This is a genomic window from Longimicrobium sp. (assembly GCA_036389135.1).
Taxonomy (GTDB): domain Bacteria; phylum Gemmatimonadota; class Gemmatimonadetes; order Longimicrobiales; family Longimicrobiaceae; genus Longimicrobium.
Genome location: DASVQP010000048.1, coordinates 108,562 through 132,628, shown reverse-complemented (window position 1 = coordinate 132,628; position 24,067 = coordinate 108,562). Strand labels below are relative to the sequence as shown.

The window sequence follows — 24,067 nt, the reverse complement described above, 5'->3', positions numbered from 1 at the left end:
GCACACCGCCGCGCTCGTACTTCTCTCCCTATTCGTTTGCCGCGAACGGGGGCAATATTCGTAGCGCAACGGTGCGTGTCAGCAATACGATTATCCGTCGGCGGAGTTATCCACAAGCCGCTGCGGGGAGTAACACGCCCCAGGCACTCTCCTCGCGGCTCATGGATAACTCCGGAGTAGCTATAAGGGGGCTGACCCGCGGCCCCGCCTGACCGCGCACGGAATCCGGTAGGGGCGCGATTCATCGCGCCCACCCTCCGCCTGCTTCGACGGTTGCCCCACCCGACAATCCGGTAGGGGCGGACCTGCGTTTCTGCCCACCCTTGCCCCCACCTCGGTCCGCGCCCCTCGGCACCCGAACCAGGTAGGGGCCGCCCCACGTGGCTGCCCGTGCCATCCGCCGCACCGAACCCCGCACCCACACACCCATGCACGCCAACGCCCCTCCCCCAGGTAGTTATTGGGGGAGGGGCCGCGAGGTGACGAGCGGGGGAGGGGGCCAAAAAGCGGGGCCCGGAGTCGCCTCCGGGCCCCGCATCCTGCCCTGCCTGCCCAGCGAGACTACATCTGGATGCTGCTGATGACCCGCCGGGCGGCGGCCGTCATCGCGTCGGCCTCGGCCTGCGTCAGGCGGCCGCTGCGGACCATCGCGTCGACCTGGTTGATGAAGGCTTCCAGCTGGTTCACGGCGGGGATCTCGTCGCCACGGTCCAGCGAGGCGGCCGCGGCGCGCAGCGTAGCCATGAGAGCGTTGGCGTTGCCGCGGCTCAGGCTGCCGGTGCGCTCCAGCGTGGAAACCACCGCCTGGAGGTTGTCGACACCCTGCGACGGGCTCTGCACCGTCACCGTCGCCGTCCGCGTGCCCACGCCGCCGTCGTCGTCGCGCACCGTCACCGTGACGGTGTAGCTGCCGGCGGTGGTGTAGCTGTGCGCGAGCACCATCCCGTTCCCCGCGATCGCCAGCGGCTGCACGCCGCTGCCGTCGCCGTAGTCCACCGTGGCCGTCCACTGGTCCGCGCCCGGATCGGCAAAGGTGGTGGAGCCGCTGTAAGTTTCACCGGCGTAGATCGTCGCGCCGGCGAAGACGTGCACCGCCGGGTCCACGTTGGCCACCACCACCTGCGTGGTCGTGCTGTTCTCCGCGCCGTACACGTCCGTCACGGTGAGCTTCACCTGGTACGTGCCGTTGTCGGCGTAGGTGTGGTTCGGCGTGGCGCCCGTGCCCGTGGTGCCGTCGCCGAACTCCCACGCGAAGGTCAGGGCGTCGCCATCCGGATCGGTGGAGGCGTTGCCGCTCAGGTAGATCGGCGAGCCCTCGGCGCCCACGTACGGGCCGTCGGTGCGCGCCGTGGGCGCGCGGGTCCCACTCTCCACCACCCGCTCCACGTTGTCCGGCAGCGCGGCCAGCACGTCGTAGCCGCTGATCGCCTCGACCGCGTCCACCGTCGTCTTGTACGTGTCCCACGGGACGTTCCGGATGCCTGCGTCGTTCGGCATGATGACGGCGACCACTTCGACGTCGTCGTAGCTGTCCACGTTCGCCAGGCCCTGGTCGCGGTTCATGATCAGCGCAACCTTCCAGGTCTGCGCCGGGATCACGACGCGGCCCTCGTTCTTCAGTGTCCCCTTGCTGCCGGCGACGCCCGCGATCACGAACACTTCCTTGTTGTCCCGCCGGGCCAGGTCGCCCAGGTAGTTCTCCATCAACGCCCAGGGGCCCTGGTTGTTGTCCGCGGCCTGCGGGATGATGTTGCTGAAGTAGTACGTGTGCGCGTTGTCCAGGCTCCCGGCCGTGCGGTCGAACGAGCGGGCCAGGTGGCCGCGGTCGATGCCGTAGCCGTGGAACGTCCCCGCGCCGGTGTACGCCGCCGTGGTGTAGCTGGGGAAGTCGGCCGGCAGCGCGCTGTCGTAGGTGAAGCAGTCGCAGCGGTCCTCGGCGCCGAAGTGCGTGGCGTCGATGTTGTAGCTCACCCAGTTGGGGGTGTTGCGGTTGCGGTTGAACGACGAGGTGAACTGCGAGTAGCGCAGGATGTGGTCGTCGCTCGCGTCGGCGTCCGCCGGCTCGCCGAACTCGGTGTTGTGGCCGTACTGCGCCGTCTGGCTCGCCGTCGCCACGTGCATCGGCAGCGAGTAGGTGGCCGTAGTGCCGTCCGTCGCCGTGGCGCGGAAGACCGCCGTGCCCGCCGAGACCGCGGTGATCACGCCGTCCTTGTCCACCGTGCCGATGCCCGGGGTCTCCGAGCTCCACGCGAAGGTGGTGGGGATGGTCGCGCCCGTGCCCGCGTCGCGCAGCGTGGCGAAGAGCTGGTCCTGCATTCCGATCGGCAGCGCCGGGTCAGTGGTCGGGTGGCGGCCGGTGAAGGTGATCCCCGTCTGCGGAAGGGGCGGCGTGGCCGCGTTGCAGGCGCCAAAGGTGGCGGTCGCCGGCCCGAACCAGTTGCCGTTGCCGGCGCGCTGCAGCGAGCGGCCCGCGGCCGGAGCCGGATCCTCATCCACCCCCACGTCCGTCGAAGTCATCCCCGCGGCCGGACCGGTGGTGGCGGTGAAGCTCCCCTCGTAGGACAGGAACTCGACCACGGCGCCAGCGGCGTTCACCAGCGCGAAGCCGTCCTTGTCGCCGTTCTGCATCCCCGCCGCCGCGAACGTCAGGACGCCGCGCGTGCCGCAGGTGCTCGGAATGGTGCCCGTGAGCGCGATGGTGGCGTACGACTGCCCCTGCGTGGACGAGCCCGTCGAGCCGCTGTAGAGCACCAGGCTCCACCCGGTCACCGAGCCGTTCGCGTCGCCCTCGATCTCGATCGACTCACCCGCGTCGGTCCCTTCGTTGTCGTAGTGGAACTCCGAGACGCGCACGTTGCTCGCCGAGCCGCTTGCGGCGCTCACCGTGATGGTCGCGCTGCCGGCCACGTTGTTGGGCGTGGTGGCGGTGATCGTCGTCGTGCCCGGCGCGACGGCGGTCACTACGCCCGTCGCGCTGACCGTGGCGACCGCGGCGTTGCTGGTGGTCCAGGTGAAGGTCGTGCCGGATACCGTGTTGCCCGAATCGTCCTTGCCCGTCGCCACCAGCTCCTGCTGGGTGCCGACGGTGATCGCGGCCTCGGTCGGCGCGACGGTGACGGTCACCACCGGGCGCACCGGCGTGGTCTCGCAGGTCTTCGTGGCGGACGCCGAGTTGCGCGGGGCCGGCGCGCCGGTCGCGAAGTCGGCGGAGTTGACGTCGGTGTCCTTGCAGCCGTCGCCCAGGCGGATGGCCGCCGTGGTGTTGCTGAGCGTCGGCGTGGGCGAGTTCCCCTCGGAGCAGTTCGCCGCGCCGAAGCCCACGAAGTCGACCACACCCGCCGTGGGGCAGGTGCCGGTGAGCGCCGTCGCGTTGTTCACCAGCGCGACCTTGCCCGCGGTACCGCTCATCGTGATGGTGCCGATGGCGTTCGGCGTCGGAAGGTTCGTGGTGCCGCCCGTACCCGCGGACTGCTGCACGAGGTAGTAGCCGCCCGCCGCGATGGTGCCGGTGAGGTTCGTCTTCGTCCAGCTGCTGCCGGTGGAGGACGCGTACTGCACCGACCAGCCGTCCACCGAGATCGGCGACGCGCTGGAGTTGAACAGCTCGATGAAGTCGTTCTTGTAGGTCGCACCGCTGTTACCGCCACCGCCGTACACCTGGCTGATGACGACGCCGCCTGTCGACGCGGTTGTGAGCCGCAGCTCGCCCGGCGACGGGGCAAGCATGTTTCCATCGGAGCACGACACCAGCGCAGCAGCCAGCACCATCGCACCTGCGGCCCGAAGCAACTTCGTCAGCATGACAGCTCGCGGTAAGGGATGTCGGGAGAGACTTCCGCGCGGGGCGGAAACGACCGGTAGGACCTGCGGGACAAAAACAACGGGTCGGTTCAGCCAGAGGCCTCCCCGATCCGTGCGCACAACGATAATCCGTTTCCCTCATACTGGCAACGACCTGATGTAACAATATGCTAATAAACGGCTTGCATGTCAACCACCAAGGTGTCGTCGGCGCTGTGCGGGGCGAGTTCGCACACCTTTCCGACACTCCCGTGCAGGCATCCGGAGGAATTGTTTCACCCGGAGACTCGGAGGCGCAGAGAAAACTACTGAAAGAGCATCACACGGAGAGCACAGAAGGAGCTGCAAGCCACAGAGAACAACCTTTTAGCTGTTCTCTCTGTGGCTCTGTGGCTCTGTGTGAGCCATGCGGTTCGTTCACTCGCCCCGGTACACGCACCCGGACGTGCACGTCTCCCGCACCGCCACCTTGCTGAGACCTGGCAGCGCGGGACGAAGGCGCGTCCAGATCCACCGCGCGATGTTCTCGCTGGTGGGGTTCTCCAGCCCCTCGATGTCGTTGAGGTAGTGGTGGTCCAGAACGTCGTGCAGCGGGCGGAAGGCGCGCTTGAGCTCGGCGAAGTCCATCACCCATCCCGCGTGCGGGTCCACGGGGCCGCTCACGTACAGCTTCACGCGGAAGGAGTGGCCGTGCAGCCGCGCGCACTTGTGCCCCTCCTGCACGTTGGGGAGCCTGTGCGCCGCCTCGAAGGTGAACTCCTTGAAGATCTCCATGCCCCCCGCCTCGCGTTCCAATACGAAAAAGGGTCCACCGCGACGATGGACCCCGGCCCCCTGCAAACCTTCGCCCGCGCCGCGAATCTACACCGCGCCCCCGCCGCCCGTCCAGAGCGCCGGGGGCCACCCGGTGGGCACTACGCTCCCGTGGTCACCTCCTCGTAGGCCACGCTGATCGGGTCGCGCGTGCCGGCCTGCCCGAACGGTCCCCACGCCTCGAAGCCGGGGAGCGGCGCGCGCATCGCCAGGATCTCCCCGCGCGAGCGGCCCGCCGCCACATGCCGCTCGGCGAACGCGAGCACGGCCTGGAGGTAGTCGCGGAACTGCAGCAGCTCCGCTCCGCTCCCGGTGACCGGCAGCCCTTCCTTTGCGTGGCCGAAGATGTAGATGGTGTCACGCGCGTGCGAGTTCACGACGTGCCGCAGCAGCCGCGCCCAGTTTCGCATGGAGGCGCCGGCCGCGCGGTCCACGACGGGATGGCGGCGGTGGAACCCGAGGTCCCCCATGTGCACTACGTTCGCGCGCTCGAAGGTGATGACCGCATCGCCGCTTGTGTGCCCGCGCCCGTGGTGCCGCGCGACGATGCGTTCGTCGCCGATCTCGGTGGACCAGCTGTGCGTAAAGGTCGTGTCCGGGTATAGCGGCTCCACAGGCGGCGCCTGAGTCCGCGGCGGCTCCATGGGCGGCTGCTGCGGTGGCTGCGCAGGCTGCGCCTGCTGGGGCGGCTGCGGCGCGCGGCGCATGTGCTGGTCCGCCATCCCGTGCGCCACCACGCGCCGCGCGACCCCGCGAAAGACGCCGTTGCCGCCCGTGTGGTCCCCGTGGTGGTGCGTGTTGATCAGCACGTCGACCCCCCGGTTGCGCGACCGCTCCTGCAGGCCCGCGAGCAGCGCCCGCGCCTCCGCGGGGAACTGCGTGTCCACCACCGCGACGCCGCGCGGGTTCACGAGCCACCCCACGGTTCCGCCCCGCATCGTGAACGTGCCCACGTTTCGGCGTACGGGCGTGAACACCCCCTGCTGCGTCACCTGCGCGAGCAGGTGAAACGGGTGCCCGGCGAACGCGCCGAGCGTCACGGCGGAGGCGGCGAGGAAGTCGCGGCGGGTGAGAGACATCGACCACTCCTGGGTTGGTGGGTTCGCGGGCGCGACTCGTGCGCCCTCCCCGGCGCTACAACAAGAATTGCTCCGGCAGCGGCCTCTCGAACAACGCCACCCGTGCGGACCTCACCGGTCAGACGCAGGTGGACGCAAAACCGCGGCTAGGGCCGGACGGCGGTGGTGGGGGAACTCCACGACGCCCTCTTGGAGCGGGGTAGCCTTTGGGACCGCGGAAGACGCCGGTGGGGGGACCCCTCCATGATGAGACTGTAAGTGCGTCCCGGGTCAAACTTTACCACGATCCCATTGAGCCGACGGGGCTAGAGCATGTCTCGCTGGGGTACCACCGAAGGTCCCCACACCAAGGCAGCCGCAAAGTCCCGTAGCTTTGCTAGAGCCTCGTGAGCACTGGCTCGAAGGCCGGCTTCGTCGAGGTACGCCCCGCCGCGAAGACCAGGGTCCCTTTCGTACGCGTCAACATCTCCAAACAGCTTGTCGAGGACGAGGAACTCATCATCCGGAAACATCGTCGTGTCGCCCTTGAAAAGCGCGAAGAACCGCTCCTCGAATTCCGAGTCGTCCAGGGTGCCTCGTTCCACAAATGCAGCGAGGAGCTCGATGTAGGGATCCAATCTTTCCATTTCAGCCTCCTCCGAGTGACCCGGTGCGAAGCAGGTATTCGATTTGTTTAGCGCTCAGCCGCCACCCACTCTGGAACGCACCCTGTGCGTCTCGAATCACGTTAAGGCCTGTTTTCGGGTTGAAGAAGTGAGTGACCGGATTCCCACGATACGTCCCCCGGATCACGAGCGTACCCGCGGCCCGGATGTGGCTCTGAATCGCTTGCTGAAACGCTGCTCCCGCAGCCTTGCTCCAATTTCCCCCCATGCCGAAGTCCGCTGCGTGCTTGAACGCATGTTGTAGGCTCTGGGTGGAAAAACTCATCGCCCGGCTCGCGAACCGGCTTAGAAGGCCCGCGACGCCCAACGCGATTCGGCTCCGGCCGGCCGTGGCGAACATTGCGCGGAGCGCCGCGCCCATCGCAAAGCGAGCCAGGAGTGGCCCCAGGTACCAGGCCGCGGCCACGAGCAGAATCAGGCCAAGGAGGAGCAGCAGCGCTGGAAGCAGGTTTCCGGAAAAGCAGTCGGACAAGCCGCTGCAGTTGTCGGCCCACGCTGGGGTGGCGACGCCGAACGCCAGAGCGGGGCTCCCCACCGCGACGAATGTTACCCGCGAAGCTCGGCTCACGGTCCCCCCTCCGCAACGGCTTCCCGGGCCCTTGCCTCGCGACCGGCCTCGTCGGATGGGAACCAAAGGGCCACGGACAGCAGGCCGACAAGGAACCCTCCGATCAATGGCAGGAAACTCTGCCCCCCGAGCCGGCCAGAGACGATCCAGGAAGCAACCAGATAGCTGAGGCCAAGCGCAGCAGGGAGCCGGAAGACGACGGGAATGCGCTCCATCGTCCGCGGCCACGCCGGAATCCGCGGGGGAAGCAGCACCCGGGCGAAATTGATCGCAAGGAGCCCCGCTAATAGAAGGGTGGCCTCGATCCAGGTAGAAAGGAGCCCACCAAGCAGAAACGTGGCGAACATCGAGGTGAGAGGGACGCGCAGAGCCACGGGCAACATCTCCCAGAAGCTCGGCTGGAGCGCATCCAGGGCTGCGGCCCGGCGTTCGATACCTCCGGGGTCCAACACGCAGGCACCGTACTCGGCGAGCACTCGGCAACCCCCAACCATGGCCGCCACGAGGACGAACATCCAGGTGCCCTGCTGGGCAGGACTGACCGACTCCACACTCGGGACGGAGCCCTGCCATGTAAAGAGCGGTCGGATGAGCATCGGCAGGGCCTGCACGTACAACCAGATCAGGCCCGCCGAGAACACCGCGCCAAGAAGAACATCGATTACTACCCGGACATCGGGGCCGCGCTCGAAGGGCAGCGGCGCCCCAGCGCGCAAGGCGCGCACGGCGAGCGGAACCCCGGCGGCAAGCATCGCGAGTGCGGCGTAGACCACGAGGAGCCCGCCGAAGAGATGAACGCGATCCGTGAAGTCGTAGACGGGAAACCCAGGATGGCGCCAGAGCAGGAGGTCCCCAAGGGCGTACCCGAGCGTGAAGACCACGCCAAGTTGAGCCGCGACCAACCCGAGGCCGAGCGCCATCGCGATGATGAGCTCTGACTGAGTGAAAACCTGTTCGCCCCCGAAACGCCACCATCCGGCAAGAATGCCCATGACGAGTGCCCCCGCCGGCGCGAACGCGGCGATTCGCGGCCATGCCGACAGGTAAATCCCCTCCCCAAGAGCTGTCCCCAGCATTCTTGAGAATCGACTACCGAGACTGGGGAGTCGCTCCCACCACAGCGCGCCGAGGGCATTCATTCGGATTGTGCTCCTGGTTGATCACCCGCCAGCACTTGCGGAGAGGGGCGCAGGCGATGTTCGCTCACCACTCCAAGAACGCTTCCGTAGCAGAGGTGGCCAACAAACGACATCGTGGCAAACTCAACCATTACCGCCTCGAGCTGCAGCCAGCCGGGATAGAGCACGAGCATTCCCGCTTCCAGTCCCAGGCCCCAGGCCACGCCCCACCTCCAGCTCCGCCCTCCCAGCAGGAAACAGTATCCGATCGCGAATGCAACCCCGTTGAGGACGTGGTAGGCGGTGCCCACGCCAATTGTCAGCCAGGATGGGGCACCCCCGCCGACGATGAGTTGTCCGAAAATGCCGAACGTCTCGAAGGGCGAGAGCGGAAGCCGCCCCAACTGGACGAGAAGAAGGCGGCTGGCGTCGTAAGCGACGGTTGCCGCCAGCCCCGCGATGCAGCCGGCGCGCATCTGCGCCCACAGATGCAGCCGACCCCCCGCGTCGCTATGGGACCAACGGAGGCACACGAGGAGGACCGCCATCGTCCCCAGCGACGCAAGGCTCAGCCAAAGAGGAAGATCGGTGACGATAGTGGCCACCAGCGCGAACCCGCTGGCCAGCATGGCAACCGCCAAAACCGCCTGCCATGCGGCGTTCCCTCCACTCCGGCCGAATCGAATGGCTCCTCTCGCTTTCACGCGGAAACCCGCTTGGCGGCTCCCACACCCGAAGCGTCACCCGCCGACGCACGAAGCTGATGCGGACACATACGCTTTCCCTCATTGCTCCGGGGGCGCCTCCTCGTTGGACGCGGCAAGTACAGCCCGCCGCCAAGACACCACGAGGTAGTAAGGACCCGCCCGCAAACCATCGGCAGGACTCACTCACGACAATAACTGTGTCCTGTTACGAGAGCCAGGGTATCATGGCTGGCGGCACGGGGTAGCGGACCAACCGGCCCGAGTATCCCGTACGAGAGGTTATCAGGGGCACTGAGGTTCTGAAACGCAAACACGTCCAAGACCCCGATGGGAGTCCGGACGCGTCACGTGCATAAGTATGGAGCGTATCGGGTTCGAACCGATGACCTTCCGCTTGCAAAGCGGATGCTCTCCCAGCTGAGCTAACGCCCCGTGTGGAGGGGACAATTTAGCGCGTGCAGGCGCGAAGATCAACCCGCCACTTGTGGCGGCGGGCGCTTGCAGGCGGGGCGGCGCGGCGCCATCTTTCACGATCGGCAGACAATGGATTACATGCGCCAGATTCCGGCGCCCGAGCTTCCCCTGCAAGGCCGCGTCATGATCGCCTCCCTGCTCAACCGCGAGATCGAAAAGCTTCCGCCGGAGGTCCGCCTGGAAGGGCGTATCCTCTTCCTGGTGGACGACCCCGAGCTGGTGCGCCGCCAGTTGGAGGGCGAGGAGGTCGAGCTGACCGACGAGGTGCGCGCACGGCTGCGCGACAACATCTCCACCGACGAGATCACGCCGGCATACATCTGCTACTACTTCGACGAGACGCTGGGCGAGTTCCCCTACCTGGGGCTCAAGGCCGGCGACCAGTTCCCCATCAAGCAGGGGAGCGTCAAAAAGGGCGGCTTCGTGGCCTCGGTGTCGGGGAGGCGGCGCGGCAAGGGGTCGTCGCGCGAGCAGAGCCCTTACGCGGAGATGATGGCCGGGATCAAGGTGGTGATCGCCGAGAACATCGAGCGCATCTACCGCGAAAACTGCCAGAACCTGGGCGTCCTCACCTCCACCAACTTCGAGCTGGTGGAGCGCATCCGCAGCGGCGAGACGATCCCCCTCACCGAGTTCACGGATGGGGCGGACGAGATCACGCGCGGGATCATCGAGCACGGCGGGCTCTTCAACTACAACGTGGCGCGGCTGCAGGGGAAGGTTAACACGCCGCCCATCTCCTGCCACCACGGGATGCCTGGCGACGCGCCCGCTTCCACGGACGCGGACGACGTGCGCGCCATGCGCGGGAGCGGCGAGGGGAACCTCCCCGGCCCCGGCCCGGAGACGGGTGTGGACTACGCGGCGGCGCAGTTCGTGGCCACCTCCACTTCCAACGTGGAGTCGGACAAGCTGACGGCGCCGGAGGGGCATGCGCACGGCCGCCGGGCGCGCCCCATGACCATCGCGGAGAAGATCTTTGCGCGGCACTGGGTCAAGGACCTGGCGCGCGGCGAGATCGGCGTGGAGTGGGTGCAGCCGGGCGATTCCGGCTTCGTGCAGACGGACATCCGCTTCAGCCACGAGTACGTGACGCCGATGTCCGCCATCTTCTTCGAGCAGCTGGTGGGCCCGGACGAGCGGGTGCTGGAGCCGGAGTCGATCCTCTTCTTCCGCGACCACCTGACCTTCCTCAAGGACGCCATGTCGCCGGAGCGCGTGCAGCTCGGGCTGCTGGACGTGGCGAACCAGCTGGAGGTAAAGCAGCGCGAGTTCGCGGAGAAGCAGGGGGTGCGGCTGTACGGCGAGCTGGGGCACGGCAAGCACGGCTCCGAGGCGATCTGCCACAGCAAGATCCTTGAGGCGTATGCGCTCCCCGGCCACGTCATCATCGGCTCGGACAGCCACACGCCGCACGCGGGGGCCGTGGGGTGCGTGGCCTTCGGCGTGGGGACGACGGCGATCTTCAACTCGTGGATCACCAAGGACGTGCGCGTCGAGGTGCCCAAGTCGTTCCGCGTAGTCGTCACGGGCGAGAAGCCGGAGAACGTGACGGCCAAGGACTTCATGCTGGAGATCCTGCGCCACCCGTACATCAAGGACGGGCACGCGATCGGGCAGATCATCGAGTACGCCGGGCCGGCCGTGGAGTCGCTCTCGGTGGACGAGCGCGCCACCATGACCAACATGGCGGCGGAGGTGGGGGCGTTCACGGGCCTCGTGGCGCCGGACGCCAAGACGGTGGAGTACCTGGTGCAGCAGCGCGGGATGGAGCGCGCCGAGGCCGAGGCGCTCTGCGAGGGGCTCTTCTCGGACGAGGGCGCCGAGTACGTGAAGACCATCGAGATCGACGCGTCGCAGCTCCGCCCCATGATCGCGCTGCCCGGCGACCCGGGGAACGGGATGTACGTGGAGGAGATGGAGGAGACGGTGCGGATCGACATCGCGTACGCGGGGAGCTGCACGGCCGGGAAGAAGGAGGACATGGACATGTACGCCCGCGTCCTCCGCGAGGCGCACGAGCGCGGCGAGCGCAAGCCGGAGCACGTGCAGCTCTACATCCAGTGCGGCTCGCAGGAGGTGTACGCGTACTGCCAGGAGCAGGGGTACGACCGCGTCTTCGAAGCCGTGGGGGCCACCTTCATCGAGCCCTCGTGTGGCGCCTGCATCAACGCGGGCCCGGGCGTCAGCCGCAAGCCGACGGACGTGACGGTGAGCGCCATCAACCGCAACTTCCCGGGACGCTCGGGGCCGGGGCAGCTCTACCTCGCCTCGCCCTACACCGTGGCGGCGTCCGCGATGGCGGGGTACATCACGGCGTACGAGCCGCTGGGCGAGCCCGCCGGGGTCTAGCCCGCGGGAACCGCTCTTGCGATGCGGCCCCCGGCGCTTCGGTGCCGGGGGCCGCTTCCTTGGGCACGCACCACGACACGCTTGTGCGGGACACGAAGAGCCGGTATCTTCGGGTTATTTTCGGAAAACACCCCCTCCCCACGCAGCCCGTATGAATGCCAAGAGCGAAGCCCTGCGGCTGATCCAGAGCCTTCCCGACAACACGGACTGGGACGACATCCTGCGCGTGCTGGCCGGGCGCGCGGCCCGCTCGGGCGGGAGCGCCGCGGCCGCCATGCGCGAGCTGCGCGCCGCCATGTCGCCCGAGAGCATGGCCGTGCCCGCGGAGCGCGAGCGCGGCGACGGCTGACCGCGCGCGGCTCCCCGCCGCGCTGCCGAGCACCCCTGCCCCACCGATCGACCCCACCACACGCCAGGAGAGGCCCATGGCCGTCCAGACCGTACAGGAGTTCGTCGCCGCCACCAGCCAGAAGGAGGAGGCGCGCGGCAAGTTCGAGATGGAAAACCCGTACACCCTGGAGGTGAACCTCGACGGGCGCGTGTGGTGCAAGATGGGCGCGATGATCGGCTACGTGGGCGCCGTCAAGTTCACCCGGCAGGGGGCGCTGGAGCAGGGGCTGGGCAACCTGCTCAAGAAGATGGTGACCGGCGAGGGCACCACGCTCATGAAGATGGAAGGCCGCGGCCGCGTGTACCTGGCCGAGGCCGGCAAGCGCATCCAGGTGCTGAACCTCGCCGCGGGCGAGACCATCTTCGTGAACGGCAACGACCTGCTGGCGCTGGAAGACGGGATGAGCTACGAGATCAAGATGATGCGGCGCGTGGCGGGGATGGCCTCCGGCGGGCTCTTCAACATTCGCGTCAGCGGGCCGGGGATGGTGGCGATCACGACGCATTACGTCCCGATCACCCTGCGCGTGACGCCCGGCCAGCCCGTCTTCACCGACCCCAACGCCACGGTCGCCTGGTCCGGCGACCTGGCCCCGGGGATCCACACCGACATCTCCTTCAAGACGCTGATCGGGCGCGGCAGCGGCGAGTCGATCCAACTTCGCTTCGAGGGGAACGGCTGGGTGGTGCTGCAGCCGTACGAAGAGGTCTACATGCAGGCCGATTCGAAGTAGCGGCACTACGCATCCGTGCATTCCGGAAGCATGTCCATGATCTCGTGCGTCCTCGCGATGCGGCACTCGCGGGCGCTTCGCCGCGCGGCCGCGTGCCTCCTCGTCGCCGGGTGCGCCACGCCGGCGCCTGCCCCGCGTGCCGGTCCCGGGCTGGGCGGCGGCTACCATGGCGTCGTGATCTGGCTGGGTGAGGAGCGTCACGACACCGTCACGGTTTCCTTTGCCACCGAATGGCGGCGGACCGCCGCGGGCACCGACACCGCCTGGACGTTCTACACGGATGATGGACCGCAGGTAATCTTTGGGAGGCTGGAGGGCGACCGTCTGGTGTGGAGCCACGGCGCGCGGAGCAACTTCGGTCTGAACGTCCAGCTCGCCGGCCCCATCGAAGCCGACGGACGGGTGCGCGGCTGCACGCTGACCCCGCGTCGCCTTCCCCGGAATCGGACCACCTTCCCCGTCGCCGCCTTCGCGCTCGCCCCCCGCACCGCTCCCCCGCCCTCCGCGGCGGACGCGCCGATCAGGCAATGCGGGGCGGGCGGGCCGTAGCTCATCCACCACGTCGTCGGGAGAGAAGATGCGTTCTGTCTTGGTCCTGTGCGCTGCCGCTCTCGCCTGCGCATCGCCGCTCCTCGGCCAGAGCGGAGGCGGCGGCTGGGCGGGAGTACTCGCGCCTTTTTTGCCCCTGCAGAGCCCGCCGGCGTTCGACTTCAACGGAGTAGTGGCGTGCGGAGCCGGCGTCACCCTGCCGTCAACCGTACGGCTCGACGGAGACGCTGAACCAGGCGCGAAGTTCTACGCCTTCGTCGCCGGCCGGGCGCCGGGTTCGCACCATCGGATCGAGATCCGCCGCCCGGCCGGGCGCGATGCAACGCACTTCGACGTCGTCGGGATGCGCTGCCGCGAAACGGACGGGCGTCTTCACTCGGTCCTGCTGAAATCCGATCAGCGCTACCTCCTGTACGTCCCTCATTTCGTTGAATCCAGCTATTCCGACCTGCGGGGCGTCAGGGCGGATGGCTCGCTCGTCCGATACACGTGGCACGAACCAGAGCGGGTGCTGGCTCCCGCCGACAGCATCGCTGCGCTGCGCCGGGCGAAGGAGGCCGCGGCGGCGCGAGCGGCGCAGGAGGCCCGCGCCAACTACGCCCGGAATCTGGAGGCGGCGGAGGCTGCCCGGCGGCGCGAGCGGGAGCAGTATCTACGGGCGCGCGGCTACACCGGCACGCTGCTGCGCGACCTCATGGCCGGCACCATCCGGATCGGCTGGTCGGAGCGCCTCGTACTCGAATCGTGGGGCGAGCCCGCGGACGTGCACACCACCATCACGCGCTACGGCCGCCGGGAGCAGTGGGTGTACGGCCGCGGCACCTACGTCTACTTCGAGAATGGGCGGGTCACCACGATCCAGCACTAGGCCGCAGACGCACGCCCAGGGTCCGGCAGAAAACGGCTTCGCTCGGGGCCGCTTTTCCGTTGTATGGATACAGCTTACAAACCCTCAACGGCACACGCCCTGCCCCATCGCCGTGTCCCGCCGAGCGACTCAGAGGCTCGGGTCCGCCACACGCTGACCAGTCAGGTGACCATGGGCCGTCCCCGCATGCGCAGCGCCGCACCCAACCTGGACGCGCCGGAGACGATCCGCGACTTCTCCGCGCTCACTCCCGAGCAGCTCGCCCGAGCGGCCGAGCAGCTGCAGCGCGAGCTGGAGGCGCCGCAGACCATCGAGGCGCGGCGGCTGAAGTACGCGGCGCTCTGCCGGATCGAGCGGAAGCTGGGGAGCCAGCGTGCGCTGCGCCGCGTCTTCGTGCCGCCCGCGACGCGGGCTCGCCCGGGGAGCCGCATCTGGCGGGAGCCGCAGATCCGGCCGGCGGCCACCCCCACGCCGTCGCGCGCGCTCGACGGGTTCCTGAGCATGCTGGAGGGGTGGAAGCTGGACTGGACCAGCGCGGCCGAGATCGAGCGCGTGGGGGTGCCGGAGTATACCCCCGAGCGCGCGCTGGGCGTCTTGCTCCGCGCCTTCGCCGCCGGCCAGATCGCGCGCCTCGACCCTGACATCGCGCCGGAAGCTCACAGCCGCGAGCAGCTCATCCTGCCCATCCGCGAAGCTGCCTGAGCCGCTCCCCAGCACACAGGCGGGCGATAGCCAAGTGAAGAGGCACAGAGAAATCTCTGTGCCTCTTTTGTCGTGTTCTCGTCCCCGCCCAGGTGCTTCCGCGGCTGAGGGCGTGATGAATCACGCCCCTACGGAGATTCGGGGGCGGGTCAGGCCGTGCCGTGGCCGGTGAGCTGGCGGCCGCCGATGACGTGGAGGTGCAGGTGCGGCACCGTCTGGCCGCCCTCGTCGCCGATGTTGATGATGACGCGGTAGCCGGCTTCCGCTACGCCCGCCTGCTGCGCGACCGTGCGCGCGGCGAGCAGGAGGCGGCCGGCGAGCTCCAGATCTCCGTCACCGAGGTGGGCGACGGATTGGACGTGCTTGCGAGGGACCACCAGCACGTGCACGGGGGCCGCCGGGTGGATGTCCGGGAAGGCGACGACGTGCTCGTCCTGGTACACGAGATTCGACGGGATCTCACCCGCGGCGATCTTGCAGAAGATGCAGTCGTTCATTGGGCTCTCGCGGGTGGATGGAAGCCGGCAACCGGCACCAACAGGGCGCTCCACCACTCGTCCTCCTCGTCGGTGGTCTGCATGCGGAAGCCGGCGGCCTCGGCGTCGCGCAGGACGTCGGCGTGCTCGCTTAGGAGGATGCCGCTCACGATCAGCCGCCCGTCCGGCGAGCCGCCCAGCGCGTCGCGGAAGGCGGGGAGGAGCGGGCGGATGACGCCGCTCAGGATGTTGGCGAGCACCAGGTCGAAGCGCCCCAGTTCCGCCATCATCCCCGGCTCGGCGAGCGCCTCCACGATGCGAACGCGGCCGACGGTGCCGTTCTGCTCGATGTTCTCCAGCGCGTTGATGTTGGCGTCGGGATCGTACTCCACCGCCACCGCCTCCGCCGCGCCCAGCCGCACCGCCGCGATGGCGAGGATCGCGGAGCCGGAGCCCACGTCCAGCACCCGGTCGCCCTCGCGCACGACGCGGTCGAGGAGGCGGAGGCAGCCGCGCGTGGTAGCGTGCTCCCCGGTGCCGAACGCCATCTGCGGATCCACGTCGAGCACGATCTGGCCGGGGGCGGCGTCCCACTCCGTCCAGGTCGGCTTCACCACCAGGCGCGGCGAAAGGACGCGCGGGGCCAGCCCCTGCTTCCAGGTGCGGGCCCAGTCTTCGTTGTCCTGCCAGTGCCACGACAGCTCGGGCGCCGCGCCTTCCGGCAGCGCGTCCGCGATGGCCGCGCGCGCCTCTTCCACGAACGCGTCCGGGTCTTCCGGCGGCGCGAGGTAGGTGACCAGCGCGTCGGCCGTCTCCTGCACCGCACCGGCGCCGAGCCCGACGAGTGCCTCGCCGGCCAACGCGCGCAGATCGGGATCGTCCAGCCGCACCAACAGCACGAGCCAGCGGTCGGGAGCGCTCACGCGGCGAACACGTCCTTGACCCGGCTCCAGAAACCGCTCGGCCGGTCGCCGGTCGGCACGGGGCCCTCCAGCTCGGCGAGGCGGCGGAAGAGCTCCTCCTGCTCGGCGGAAAGCTCGGTGGGCGTCCATACGTGGATGCGGACGTGCTGGTCGCCCTTGGGGCCGCCGCCGAGCTGCGGGAGGCCCTTGCCGCGCAGCGTGAGCACGTCGCCGCTCTGCGTGCCGGCGGGGATGCGCACGCGCTCGTCGCCGTACACCGTGGGGACGTCCACCTCCTGCCCCAGCGCCGCGGCGCTGAAGGAGAGCGGGAGGTCGAAGACGAGATCGGTGTCCTCGCGCTCGAAGCGTGGATCTTCCTCCACCTCGATCACCGCGATCACGTCGCCGCGCGGACCGTTGCGCGGGCCCGCGTTCCCCTGCCCGCGGAGCGTCAGGTAGTTATTGGTGCTGACGCCGGCCGGAATCTGGATCTCCAGCGTCTGCTCGCCGCGCTCGCGGCCGTCGCCCCCGCACTTCTTGCACGGGTTCTTGATGATCTGCCCCGCGCCCTGGCACTGCGGGCAGACGCTGGCGCTGACGAACTGGCCGAAGACGCTGCGCTGCACCCGGCGCACCTGCCCCGCCCCCTGGCATCCGGGGCAGGTGGCGGGGCCGGACGGGTCTTCGGAGCCCGCGCCGGTGCACTTGGAGCAGGCGTCGAGCGCGCGGATCTTGACCGTCTTCTTGACCCCCGACGCCACCTCGGGCAGGGACACGGTCAGCTTGATCTGCAGGTCCTTGCCGCGCTGTGCCCCGCCGCGCCCGCGCCCCGCACCGCCGCCGAACAGGTCCTCCAGCCCCCCGAAGCCGCCGAAGTCACGCATGAAGATGTTGAGCGCGTCCTCGAAGCCGAAGCCGCCGTACTGCTGCCCCCCGCCGCCACCCGCGCGACCCTTGACGCCCGCGTGGCCGAAGCGGTCGTAGGCGGCGCGCTTGTCGGCGTCGCGGAGCACCTCGTACGCCTCGGTGGCCTCCTTGAACTTCTCCTCGGCCTCCTTGTCCCCGCCGTTGCGGTCGGGGTGGTACTGGAGGGCGAGCTTGCGGTACGCCTTCTTGATCGCTTCGCCATCCGCGGTACGCTCCACCGCAAGAATCTCGTAGTAGTCTCTCATCCCATTATCTGCGCAGCGGCTTTGTCAGCCGAGAAGTTCCGAAATCAGCGTCGAAGTGGTGTCCACCAGCGCCACAACGCGCTCGTACGGCATCCGGGTGGGCCCGATCACCCCGATGACGCCCTTGAGGTCGCCGGAGCGGTACTCGGAAGTCACCAGGGTGAAGTTGGAGAGCGCCGGGTCGTCGTGCTCCACGCCGATGGTGACGTTGAGGCCGCCGGCCGCGCGAGTCCCCACCACCCGCTTGAGGAGGTCGCGCCGCTCGGTGAGCTCCATGAGGGCGCGCAGCCGGTCGCCGCTGGCGAACTCCGGCTGGTCCGCCAGCACCGAAGCGCGACCCAGGTGCAGATCCGCGTCGCCGTGCGCGGGCGCCGCGAACCACTCGTCGGCCTGCTGCATGAAGACGTTGAGCAGCTCCGCTTCGCCGCGGCCGGTGGACACGGTGTCGCGCAGCCGCTCGGGGAGGGTGGCGCGGATCTGCCCCAGCGTGAGGCCGCCCAGCCGCTCGTTCAGCACCCGCCCAACCGACTCCAGCGTGGTGGGGGCGATGAGGGTGGGCACGTCCACGTAGATGGTGCGCACCCCCGCTGCGCGCAGGCGCAGCACCAGGAGCACCTTGGCCTCGCCGAGCGGCACCAGGTCGAGCCGCTCCAGCACGGCCTCGTCCAGCCGCGGCGCCATCGCCACCCCCAGCTCCTGCGTGAGCAGCCCTACCACCTGCGCCGCCCTGCGCACGAGCTGCTCGATGGCCGCGCCCTCCCCCGCCCCGGCCGCCAGCTCGCGCCGGATGGCGAGCTCCTCGCCGGAGGTGAGGGGGGTACGGCACATGAGGACGTCCACGTACAGCCGGTAGGCCAGGTCGGTGGGGACGCGGCCGGCGGAGGTGTGCGGGTGGAAGAGGTAGCCCTTCTCCTCCAGGTCGCTCATGGTGTTGCGCACCGTGGCCGGGGAGATCCCCAGCCCGAAGCGCCGGGCCACCATGCGGCTCCCGGCGGGCTCGGCGGTCTCCACGTACGTGCGGATGACCGCCTCCAGTACCTCGTGCTCGCGCTCGCTGAGCGGCTGCTCGGTCATGGGTCCGTGGCCCGTGGAAAACGCTGGAAAACCCGTTGAATTTCGCGGTTGGCGGAGGGGAGCGCAATGCTGGGCGGGATGGCCCCCTCCCCCCGGCCCCCTCCCCCGCCTGCGGGGGCGCAGGGCGGGCGAGGGGGAGAACTGCGGTCCGGGCTCCACAGATCGGTAGGGGCGCGATTCATCGCGCCCGCCCTTGCCCCCACCTCGATCCTCGCCCTCCGCACACAAATCCCGTAGGGGCCGCCCCGCGTGGCTGCCCGTGCCCGCCCACGCTCTGACACCCGCCCTTCGCGCCCGCCCTCCCCCCCGCGCCGACCGCCGCCTTCGACACGACAGCTCGTAGGGGCGGACCTGCGTGTCCGCCCACGTTTGCCCTTCCTCGACGCCCGCGTTCATCCCGCCAACACCGCCCTCCCCTCCGCCGCTTCGGCCAGCTCCACGGCCAGCCGGTCCAGCAGCAGCCACCCCTCCGCCGTCAGCCGCAACACGGCTTCATCCGCGTGCGCCAGCCCCCGCGCGCGCCACGCATCCGCAAGGCGGAGCTCGGCGTCGCAGGCGTCGGCCAGCGGGTAGCCGGTGTCCGTGCGAAGACCGAGCCACGCTCCTTCCAGCGCGCGCGTTTCGTCATCCACCGTCTCCTCGTCGTCGACCGGGAGGCGGCCGGCGGCGATGGAGTCGCGATAGGTGTCCCAGCTTCGCACGTTCCAGCGGCGCAGCGGCGGGTAGAAGGCGTGCGCGCCGGGCCCGAGGGCGGCGTAGGGCGCGCCCGTCCAGTAGACGCCGTTGTGGCGCGACTCCCGGCCCGGGAGGCCGAAGTTGGAGACCTCGTAGTGGCGGAAGCCGGCCGCGGTCAGGTGGCGGTGCGCCAGGAGGTACTCGTCCGCGTAGCGGTCGTCGTCGGCGAGCGTCTCGCGGCCTTCCAGGACCCAGCGGCCGAGCGGCGCGGCGGCCTCGGCGGTGAGGCCGTAGAGGGAGACGTGCTCCGGCTCCAGCGTGAGGGCGTGGTGCAGGTCGGCGCCCCAGTCGCGGCCGAGGCGCTGCGGAAGGCCGAAGATCAGGTCCACGCTCACGTTGCCGAAGCCCGCCTCGCGCGCGGCGTCCATCGCTCGCCGCGGGCCTTCCACGCCGTGCATCCGCCCCATCCAGCGCAGCGCGGGCTCGTGAAAGGTCTGCGCGCCCAGCGAGATGCGGTTGACGCCGGAGGCGCGCCAGTCGGCGGCGGTGGCCGCGGTGAAGCTCTCCGGGTTCGCCTCGCACGTCCACTCCGCCGCGTCGCTCCAGGTGGCAAAGGGCGCCAGCCGCTCGCGCAGCTCCGCCATCGCTGCGGGCGCGAGGAGCGACGGGGTGCCGCCGCCGACGTAGACCGTGTCCAGCGCGAGCGGCTCCGTCCACCCGCGCTCGTCCGCCAGCAGGCGCATCTCGCCCACGACGGCGTCGAGCCACTCGGCCGTGGGCGCCTCGCGCGTGGCCTGCACGGCGAAGTCGCAGTACGAGCAGCGGCGCACGCAGAACGGGACGTGGACGTACAGCGCACGCGGCGCGGACGGGCCAGACGGCAACGATCACTCCTTGCGACGGGTGGACCTCAGGGACACCGCAGCCAGCCGGACGTTCCGCGCGGGAAGGGGCTCACACAGAGCCACAGAGGGTACGGAAAGAGAACAGAAAGGGGTTCTCTGCGGCTTGCAGTTCCCCTCCGTGTTCTCTGTGTGATGCTTTTCAGCGGCGGCGGAACTGCTTGCCGGGGAGCGATTCCGCGAGGTCTCGCAGCTCGAGGGAGAGGAGCGCTGTCAGTAGGGCGCCGGTCGGGAGCGCGGCGGCGGTGGCGAGCTCGTCGACGTGGCGGGGCTCACCGTGGAGGAGGGCGAAGACGGCCGCCTCCTGCGGCGGGAGATCGGGGGGCGGCGCGGGAGGTGGAGCAACGGGGGTGGCGTGACCGACGCCGCGCAGCTCTTCGAGGATGTCGTGCGCGGAGGTGACGAGGCGGGCGCCTTCCTTGAGGAGCTGGTTGGTGCCCGCGCTCGCCGCCGAGCCGATGGGGCCCGGGACGGCGAAGACCTCGCGCCCCAGCTCCAGCGTGTACTCCACCGTGTGTCGCGCGCCGCTCCGCTCGCCCATCTCCACCACGAGCACGCCGTCGCTGAGCGCCGCGATGAGGCGGTTCCGGCGGGGGAAGTTGCCGGCGTTGGGGTCCTCGCCGGGAGCGAGCTCGGTGACGAGGAGGCCGCGCTCGCGCATGCGGCCGAAGAGGCGGTGGTTCTCGGGCGGATAGACGCGGTCGATCCCCTGCCCCAGCACGCCTACCGTCGCCCCGCCCGCGTCGAGGGCGGCGGCGTGCGCGGCGGCGTCGATCCCCTTCGCCATCCCGCTGATGATGGCGTAGCCGGCGCGCACCAGGTCCGCCGCCAGCGACGAGGCGGCCTGGCGCCCGTACGGCGTGGGCGCGCGGGTGCCGACCACGCCGATCCCGGCCGTTCCCAGCAGATCCAGCCGGCCGCTGGCGAACAACAGGAACGGCGCATCGGGAAGGAGGCGGAAGGCGGCCGGGTAAGCGGCGTCGTCCAGCGTGATGGCGACGGCGCCGACGCGGTCCATCAGCTGCTGCGCGTAGCGGGCCCGCTCGCGCCCCGCCGGCGTCCCCGCCTCCGCCACGCGGCGCGCCATCTCCGCGCCGAAGCCGGGGAGCGCCGCGATGGCCGTGACGGATGCGTTCAGCGCGCGCTCCGCCGTGCCGAAGCGGGCCAGGAGGGTGCCGATGCGGCCGGGCCCGATGCGCGGGACCACGGCCAGCCGGAGGAGCGGCTCCAGCGCGGCGGGATCGAGCGGCATGCGTGCGTCAGGGGCGCCAGGGCTCGGGCTCTTCGCCCGCGGCGATTTCTTCGGCCACCACGCGCGCGGCGTGCGTCCACAACCCTTCGAGAAGCGCATCCAACCCGCGACGCGCGACGGACGAGATCACGAACTGCCCCCACGCCTCGGGCGCATCCACCCGCGGCTGCTCCCACTCGGGCGGAAGCAGGTCGGCCTTGCTGAAGACGACGCAGTGCTGCTTTGCGGCGAGCTCCTCCGAATATCGCGAGAGCTCCTCGCGGAGGCGGTCGTACTCCGTCTGCGGCTCCAGCGCGTCGGCGGGGATCAGGATCGCCAGCGTGCGGGTGCGCTCGATGTGGCGCAGGAACTGGTGCCCCAGCCCCTTCCCCTCGTGCGCCCCCTCGATGATCCCCGGGATGTCCGCGACGACGAACGAGCGGTGGTCGCTCAGCGTCACCACGCCCAGGTTGGGGGTGAGCGTGGTGAACGGGTAGTCCGCGATCTTCGGCGTAGCGGCCGAGACGGCGGAGAGGAAGGTCGACTTCCCCGCGTTCGGCTCCCCCACCAGCCCCACGTCGGCGATCAGCTTCAGCTCGAGCACGATTCGGCGCTCGTCGCCCTCCGCGCCCGGATCGGCGCGGCGGGGCGCCTGGTTGGTGGCCGTCGCGAAGGCCGCGTTGCCTCGCCCGCCGCGGCCGCCCTTCGCCACCACCACCTCGTCGCCGGGGGTCAGCAGCTCGCCCAGCAGCTCCTCCGTCTCGTCATCCTTGACCACGGTGCCCAGGGGCACGCGCAGGATGAGCGGCTCGCCGTCGCGCCCTGTGCGGTCGTAGCCCTGGCCGCGCGCGCCGGGCTGCGCCTTGTAGTGCTGCTGGTAGCGGTAGTCCATCAACGTGGTGAGCTGCGGATCGGCCCGCAGGATGATGTCGCCGCCCTTGCCGCCGTTGCCGCCGTTGGGCCCGCCGTGCGGCACCCCCGTCTCGCGCCGGAACGACACCTCGCCGCCACCGCCGTCGCCGGCCTTTACCTGGATCGTCGCGTGATCTAAAAACAAGGGATTAGGGATTAGGGATTAGGGATTAGGGGCATTCGAGCCCCTCGTAGTTGCAGTGCTCCCCCTCTCCCGACAACGAGAGGGGCGCCCTCTCCTGTCATCGGGAGAGGGGGCCGGGGGGTGAGGGCCGCCGGATCGCGCCCCACAGCGCGCGGACCTCTTCCGCGCGGTCGTCATCGAGAAACGCGCACGCCGCCTCGACGGCTTCGTCCACCTGCTCGGCGGTCGCGCCGGCGTTGAGGGAGCCGCGCAGGTGCGAGTGGAGCTGGCGCGGCACGTTCCACACCGCCAGCAGCGCGGCGATGCACAGCTCGCGCGTCACCAGGTCCAGCCCCGGGCGGCCAATCACGCGTCCGTAGCCGCCGGTCACCATCCAGCCGTCCACGTCCGGGTGCAGCGAGCGGACGTTGGCGCGCAGCTTCTCGTAGTTCGAGCCGTAGACGGCGGCGCACACCGCCTTTCCGCGCGCGTCCCACTCCCGCGCGTCCTCGCCGAGCGACGGGGATGCGGGGCGGCCGCTGACCTCGCGCCACAGCCCCAGCGCGTTCAGCGCGTCTGGAAAGCCGACGAAGAGGTGCGACTGGAGGAGGACCTCCTCGACCGCGACGGGATCGGCATCCAGAGCGCCCTCCATCGCCGCGCGGATGGCGGCGGAGTCGCGCGTGCCGAGCGATGCGGCCAGGCGCAGCAGGGCGGCGTCAGGCATCCGGCGTGGCGAGGTGGATGCGGGGGCGGAGCTGGCCCACCGTCTCGCCGCGCGTGTTCACCACCTCGGGGAAGACGAAGGTGTGCAGACGCCCCAGGTCGTCCTCCGAGATCAGGTCCAGCTCGCGCAGCACGGCGATGATGGCGGGGCCGGCCGCGCGCTGGGCTCCATCCTCCACCTTGAGCGCGATCCCCAGCTCCGCGCCGGGTACACCGACGCAGTAGACGCCCTCCGCGCCGATCTTGGCGAAGACGCGGCCGCCCGCCACGCGCGTCAGCTCGGTGCAGATGCGCCCCTCGCCGGCCACCATCTCCGGGTGCGCCGTCATCGCCTCCACGATGCGCGAGGGGCCGGGCTCGCCCGCGCGCGCCGCCGCCGCGAAGCCGGCGTACGCCAGCGCCATGTGGCGCAGCGGCAGGGCGAACGTCACCACGCCGCACCCGTCCGTCCCCAGCCCCACCGCCTCCTGCGGCACCTGCGCCCAGCGCGCCACCTCGGCCAGCATGCGGCCCTGCACGGGGTGCCCCACGCGCTGGTAGCCGTCCGTCTCCCAGCCGTGGGCGCGGGCCAGGAGGAGCATCCCCGCGTGCTTCCCCGAGCAGTTGTTGTGAAGCCGCCCCGGTGCCAGACCCGCCTCCTCCAGCTCGTGCCGCGTGTGGTCGTCGAATGGCGGATGGGCCCCGCACGCCAGCGCCTCGGCCGTGCACCCGGCCTTGAGCAGGATCGACTCGGCGGCGGCCACGTGGCGCGCGCTCCCCGCGTGCGAACCGCAGCAGAGCGCCAGCTCCGCGGGGGTGATGCCGAAGCGCTCGGCGGCGCCGTCGTCCACCAGCGCGAGCGCCTGGATCGGCTTGGACGAGGAGCGGAAGAAGGTGCACAGCTCCGGGTCGCCGGTGGACGCGCGAAGCATCCCCCGCGCATCGACCACCGCCACGTGCACGCGGTGCCAGCTCTCCGGCACCGCGTTCCTCACCACCTCCACCACGCTCACCGCTTCCGTCATCGCCGCTCGACCCTGGGGACACACCGCCGCGGGGGTTTCCGCCGCGGAC

The 24,067-nt window shown here is 70.0% G+C and carries 22 protein-coding genes and 1 tRNA gene; 6 read left to right on the top strand and 17 right to left on the bottom strand.

Translation table 11 applies throughout. The annotated features are described in order from the left end of the window. Positions 1 to 561 precede the first annotated feature (561 nt). From VF584_12050 to VF584_12015, 8 genes are all read right to left on the bottom strand, one after another. Positions 562 to 3,801, bottom strand: a complete 3,240-nt coding sequence (locus VF584_12050; GenBank protein HEX8210899.1) for a DNA/RNA non-specific endonuclease — start codon at positions 3,799 to 3,801, stop codon at positions 562 to 564. Positions 3,802 to 4,218: 417 nt separating this feature from the next. Then, the gene (gene queD, locus VF584_12045) at positions 4,219 to 4,575 is read right to left on the bottom strand and encodes a 6-carboxytetrahydropterin synthase QueD (protein ID HEX8210898.1); all 357 of its coding nucleotides are present in this window, start codon (positions 4,573 to 4,575) and stop codon (positions 4,219 to 4,221) included. A gap of 140 nt (positions 4,576 to 4,715) precedes the next feature. Further along, entirely contained in the window at positions 4,716 to 5,693 is a 978-nt protein-coding gene (locus tag VF584_12040) for an MBL fold metallo-hydrolase (protein HEX8210897.1), read from the bottom strand. 305 nt (positions 5,694 to 5,998) lie between these two features. Further along, positions 5,999 to 6,310 carry a colicin immunity domain-containing protein gene (locus VF584_12035; protein ID HEX8210896.1) on the bottom strand — a complete coding sequence of 104 codons (312 nt, stop codon included), beginning with the start codon at positions 6,308 to 6,310 and terminating at the stop codon, positions 5,999 to 6,001. A 10-nt stretch (positions 6,311 to 6,320) separates the two neighbouring features. Beyond that, the gene (locus VF584_12030) at positions 6,321 to 6,926 is read right to left on the bottom strand and encodes a colicin D domain-containing protein (GenBank protein HEX8210895.1); all 606 of its coding nucleotides are present in this window, start codon (positions 6,924 to 6,926) and stop codon (positions 6,321 to 6,323) included. Continuing rightward, positions 6,923 to 8,065 (bottom strand): hypothetical protein, encoded by a 1,143-nt coding sequence (locus VF584_12025; protein HEX8210894.1) that lies wholly within the window; start codon positions 8,063 to 8,065, stop codon positions 6,923 to 6,925. The genes VF584_12030 and VF584_12025 overlap by 4 nt, the downstream gene beginning before the upstream one ends. Next, positions 8,062 to 8,673: a DUF6789 family protein gene (locus VF584_12020; GenBank protein HEX8210893.1), complete on the bottom strand. Its 612-nt coding sequence runs from the start codon at positions 8,671 to 8,673 to the stop codon at positions 8,062 to 8,064. Before VF584_12020 ends, VF584_12025 begins: the two co-directional genes overlap by 4 nt. 437 nt (positions 8,674 to 9,110) lie before the next feature. After that, positions 9,111 to 9,183 (bottom strand) — tRNA-Ala (locus VF584_12015). 120 nt (positions 9,184 to 9,303) lie between these two features. On the opposite strand from VF584_12015, the gene VF584_12010 reads away from it, so the two are divergent. The 6 genes from VF584_12010 to VF584_11985 all read left to right on the top strand — a co-directional run bounded on the left by VF584_12010 (position 9,304) and on the right by VF584_11985 (position 14,820). After that, the gene (locus tag VF584_12010) at positions 9,304 to 11,577 is read left to right on the top strand and encodes an aconitase family protein (GenBank protein HEX8210892.1); all 2,274 of its coding nucleotides are present in this window, start codon (positions 9,304 to 9,306) and stop codon (positions 11,575 to 11,577) included. Positions 11,578 to 11,728: 151 nt separating this feature from the next. Continuing rightward, complete coding sequence (locus tag VF584_12005) at positions 11,729 to 11,926, top strand: hypothetical protein (GenBank protein HEX8210891.1); 198 nt, start codon at positions 11,729 to 11,731, stop codon at positions 11,924 to 11,926. Positions 11,927 to 12,002: 76 nt separating this feature from the next. After that, entirely contained in the window at positions 12,003 to 12,701 is a 699-nt protein-coding gene (locus tag VF584_12000) for an AIM24 family protein (GenBank protein HEX8210890.1), read from the top strand. A 30-nt stretch (positions 12,702 to 12,731) separates the two neighbouring features. Beyond that, a complete protein-coding gene (locus VF584_11995; protein HEX8210889.1) occupies positions 12,732 to 13,250 on the top strand; it encodes a hypothetical protein in 519 nt (172 codons plus the stop codon). 28 nt (positions 13,251 to 13,278) lie between these two features. Continuing rightward, positions 13,279 to 14,118, top strand: a complete 840-nt coding sequence (locus tag VF584_11990; protein ID HEX8210888.1) for a hypothetical protein — start codon at positions 13,279 to 13,281, stop codon at positions 14,116 to 14,118. Between the two features lie 171 nt (positions 14,119 to 14,289). Further along, on the top strand, positions 14,290 to 14,820 hold the full coding sequence (locus VF584_11985) for a hypothetical protein (GenBank protein ID HEX8210887.1): 531 nt from the start codon (positions 14,290 to 14,292) through the stop codon (positions 14,818 to 14,820). Between the two features lie 149 nt (positions 14,821 to 14,969). Here the strand turns inward: VF584_11985 and VF584_11980 are convergent, their stop codons facing one another. From VF584_11980 to VF584_11940, 9 genes are all read right to left on the bottom strand, one after another. Next, positions 14,970 to 15,317, bottom strand: a complete 348-nt coding sequence (locus VF584_11980) for a histidine triad nucleotide-binding protein (GenBank protein HEX8210886.1) — start codon at positions 15,315 to 15,317, stop codon at positions 14,970 to 14,972. Continuing rightward, a complete protein-coding gene (locus tag VF584_11975; protein ID HEX8210885.1) occupies positions 15,314 to 16,219 on the bottom strand; it encodes a 50S ribosomal protein L11 methyltransferase in 906 nt (301 codons plus the stop codon). The genes VF584_11980 and VF584_11975 overlap by 4 nt, the downstream gene beginning before the upstream one ends. Then, on the bottom strand, positions 16,216 to 17,370 hold the full coding sequence (gene dnaJ / locus VF584_11970; GenBank protein HEX8210884.1) for a molecular chaperone DnaJ: 1,155 nt from the start codon (positions 17,368 to 17,370) through the stop codon (positions 16,216 to 16,218). Before dnaJ ends, VF584_11975 begins: the two co-directional genes overlap by 4 nt. A gap of 24 nt (positions 17,371 to 17,394) precedes the next feature. Beyond that, on the bottom strand, positions 17,395 to 18,444 hold the full coding sequence (gene hrcA / locus VF584_11965) for a heat-inducible transcriptional repressor HrcA (GenBank protein ID HEX8210883.1): 1,050 nt from the start codon (positions 18,442 to 18,444) through the stop codon (positions 17,395 to 17,397). A 392-nt stretch (positions 18,445 to 18,836) separates the two neighbouring features. Beyond that, positions 18,837 to 20,003: a radical SAM family heme chaperone HemW gene (gene hemW / locus VF584_11960; protein ID HEX8210882.1), complete on the bottom strand. Its 1,167-nt coding sequence runs from the start codon at positions 20,001 to 20,003 to the stop codon at positions 18,837 to 18,839. Positions 20,004 to 20,163: 160 nt separating this feature from the next. After that, the gene (dprA, locus tag VF584_11955) at positions 20,164 to 21,273 is read right to left on the bottom strand and encodes a DNA-processing protein DprA (protein ID HEX8210881.1); all 1,110 of its coding nucleotides are present in this window, start codon (positions 21,271 to 21,273) and stop codon (positions 20,164 to 20,166) included. Positions 21,274 to 21,280: 7 nt separating this feature from the next. Further along, a complete protein-coding gene (gene obgE, locus VF584_11950) occupies positions 21,281 to 22,309 on the bottom strand; it encodes a GTPase ObgE (protein HEX8210880.1) in 1,029 nt (342 codons plus the stop codon). A gap of 97 nt (positions 22,310 to 22,406) precedes the next feature. Continuing rightward, positions 22,407 to 23,015: a carboxymuconolactone decarboxylase family protein gene (locus VF584_11945; GenBank protein ID HEX8210879.1), complete on the bottom strand. Its 609-nt coding sequence runs from the start codon at positions 23,013 to 23,015 to the stop codon at positions 22,407 to 22,409. Beyond that, on the bottom strand, positions 23,008 to 24,018 hold the full coding sequence (locus tag VF584_11940) for an asparaginase (GenBank protein ID HEX8210878.1): 1,011 nt from the start codon (positions 24,016 to 24,018) through the stop codon (positions 23,008 to 23,010). Before VF584_11940 ends, VF584_11945 begins: the two co-directional genes overlap by 8 nt. Positions 24,019 to 24,067 lie beyond the last annotated feature (49 nt).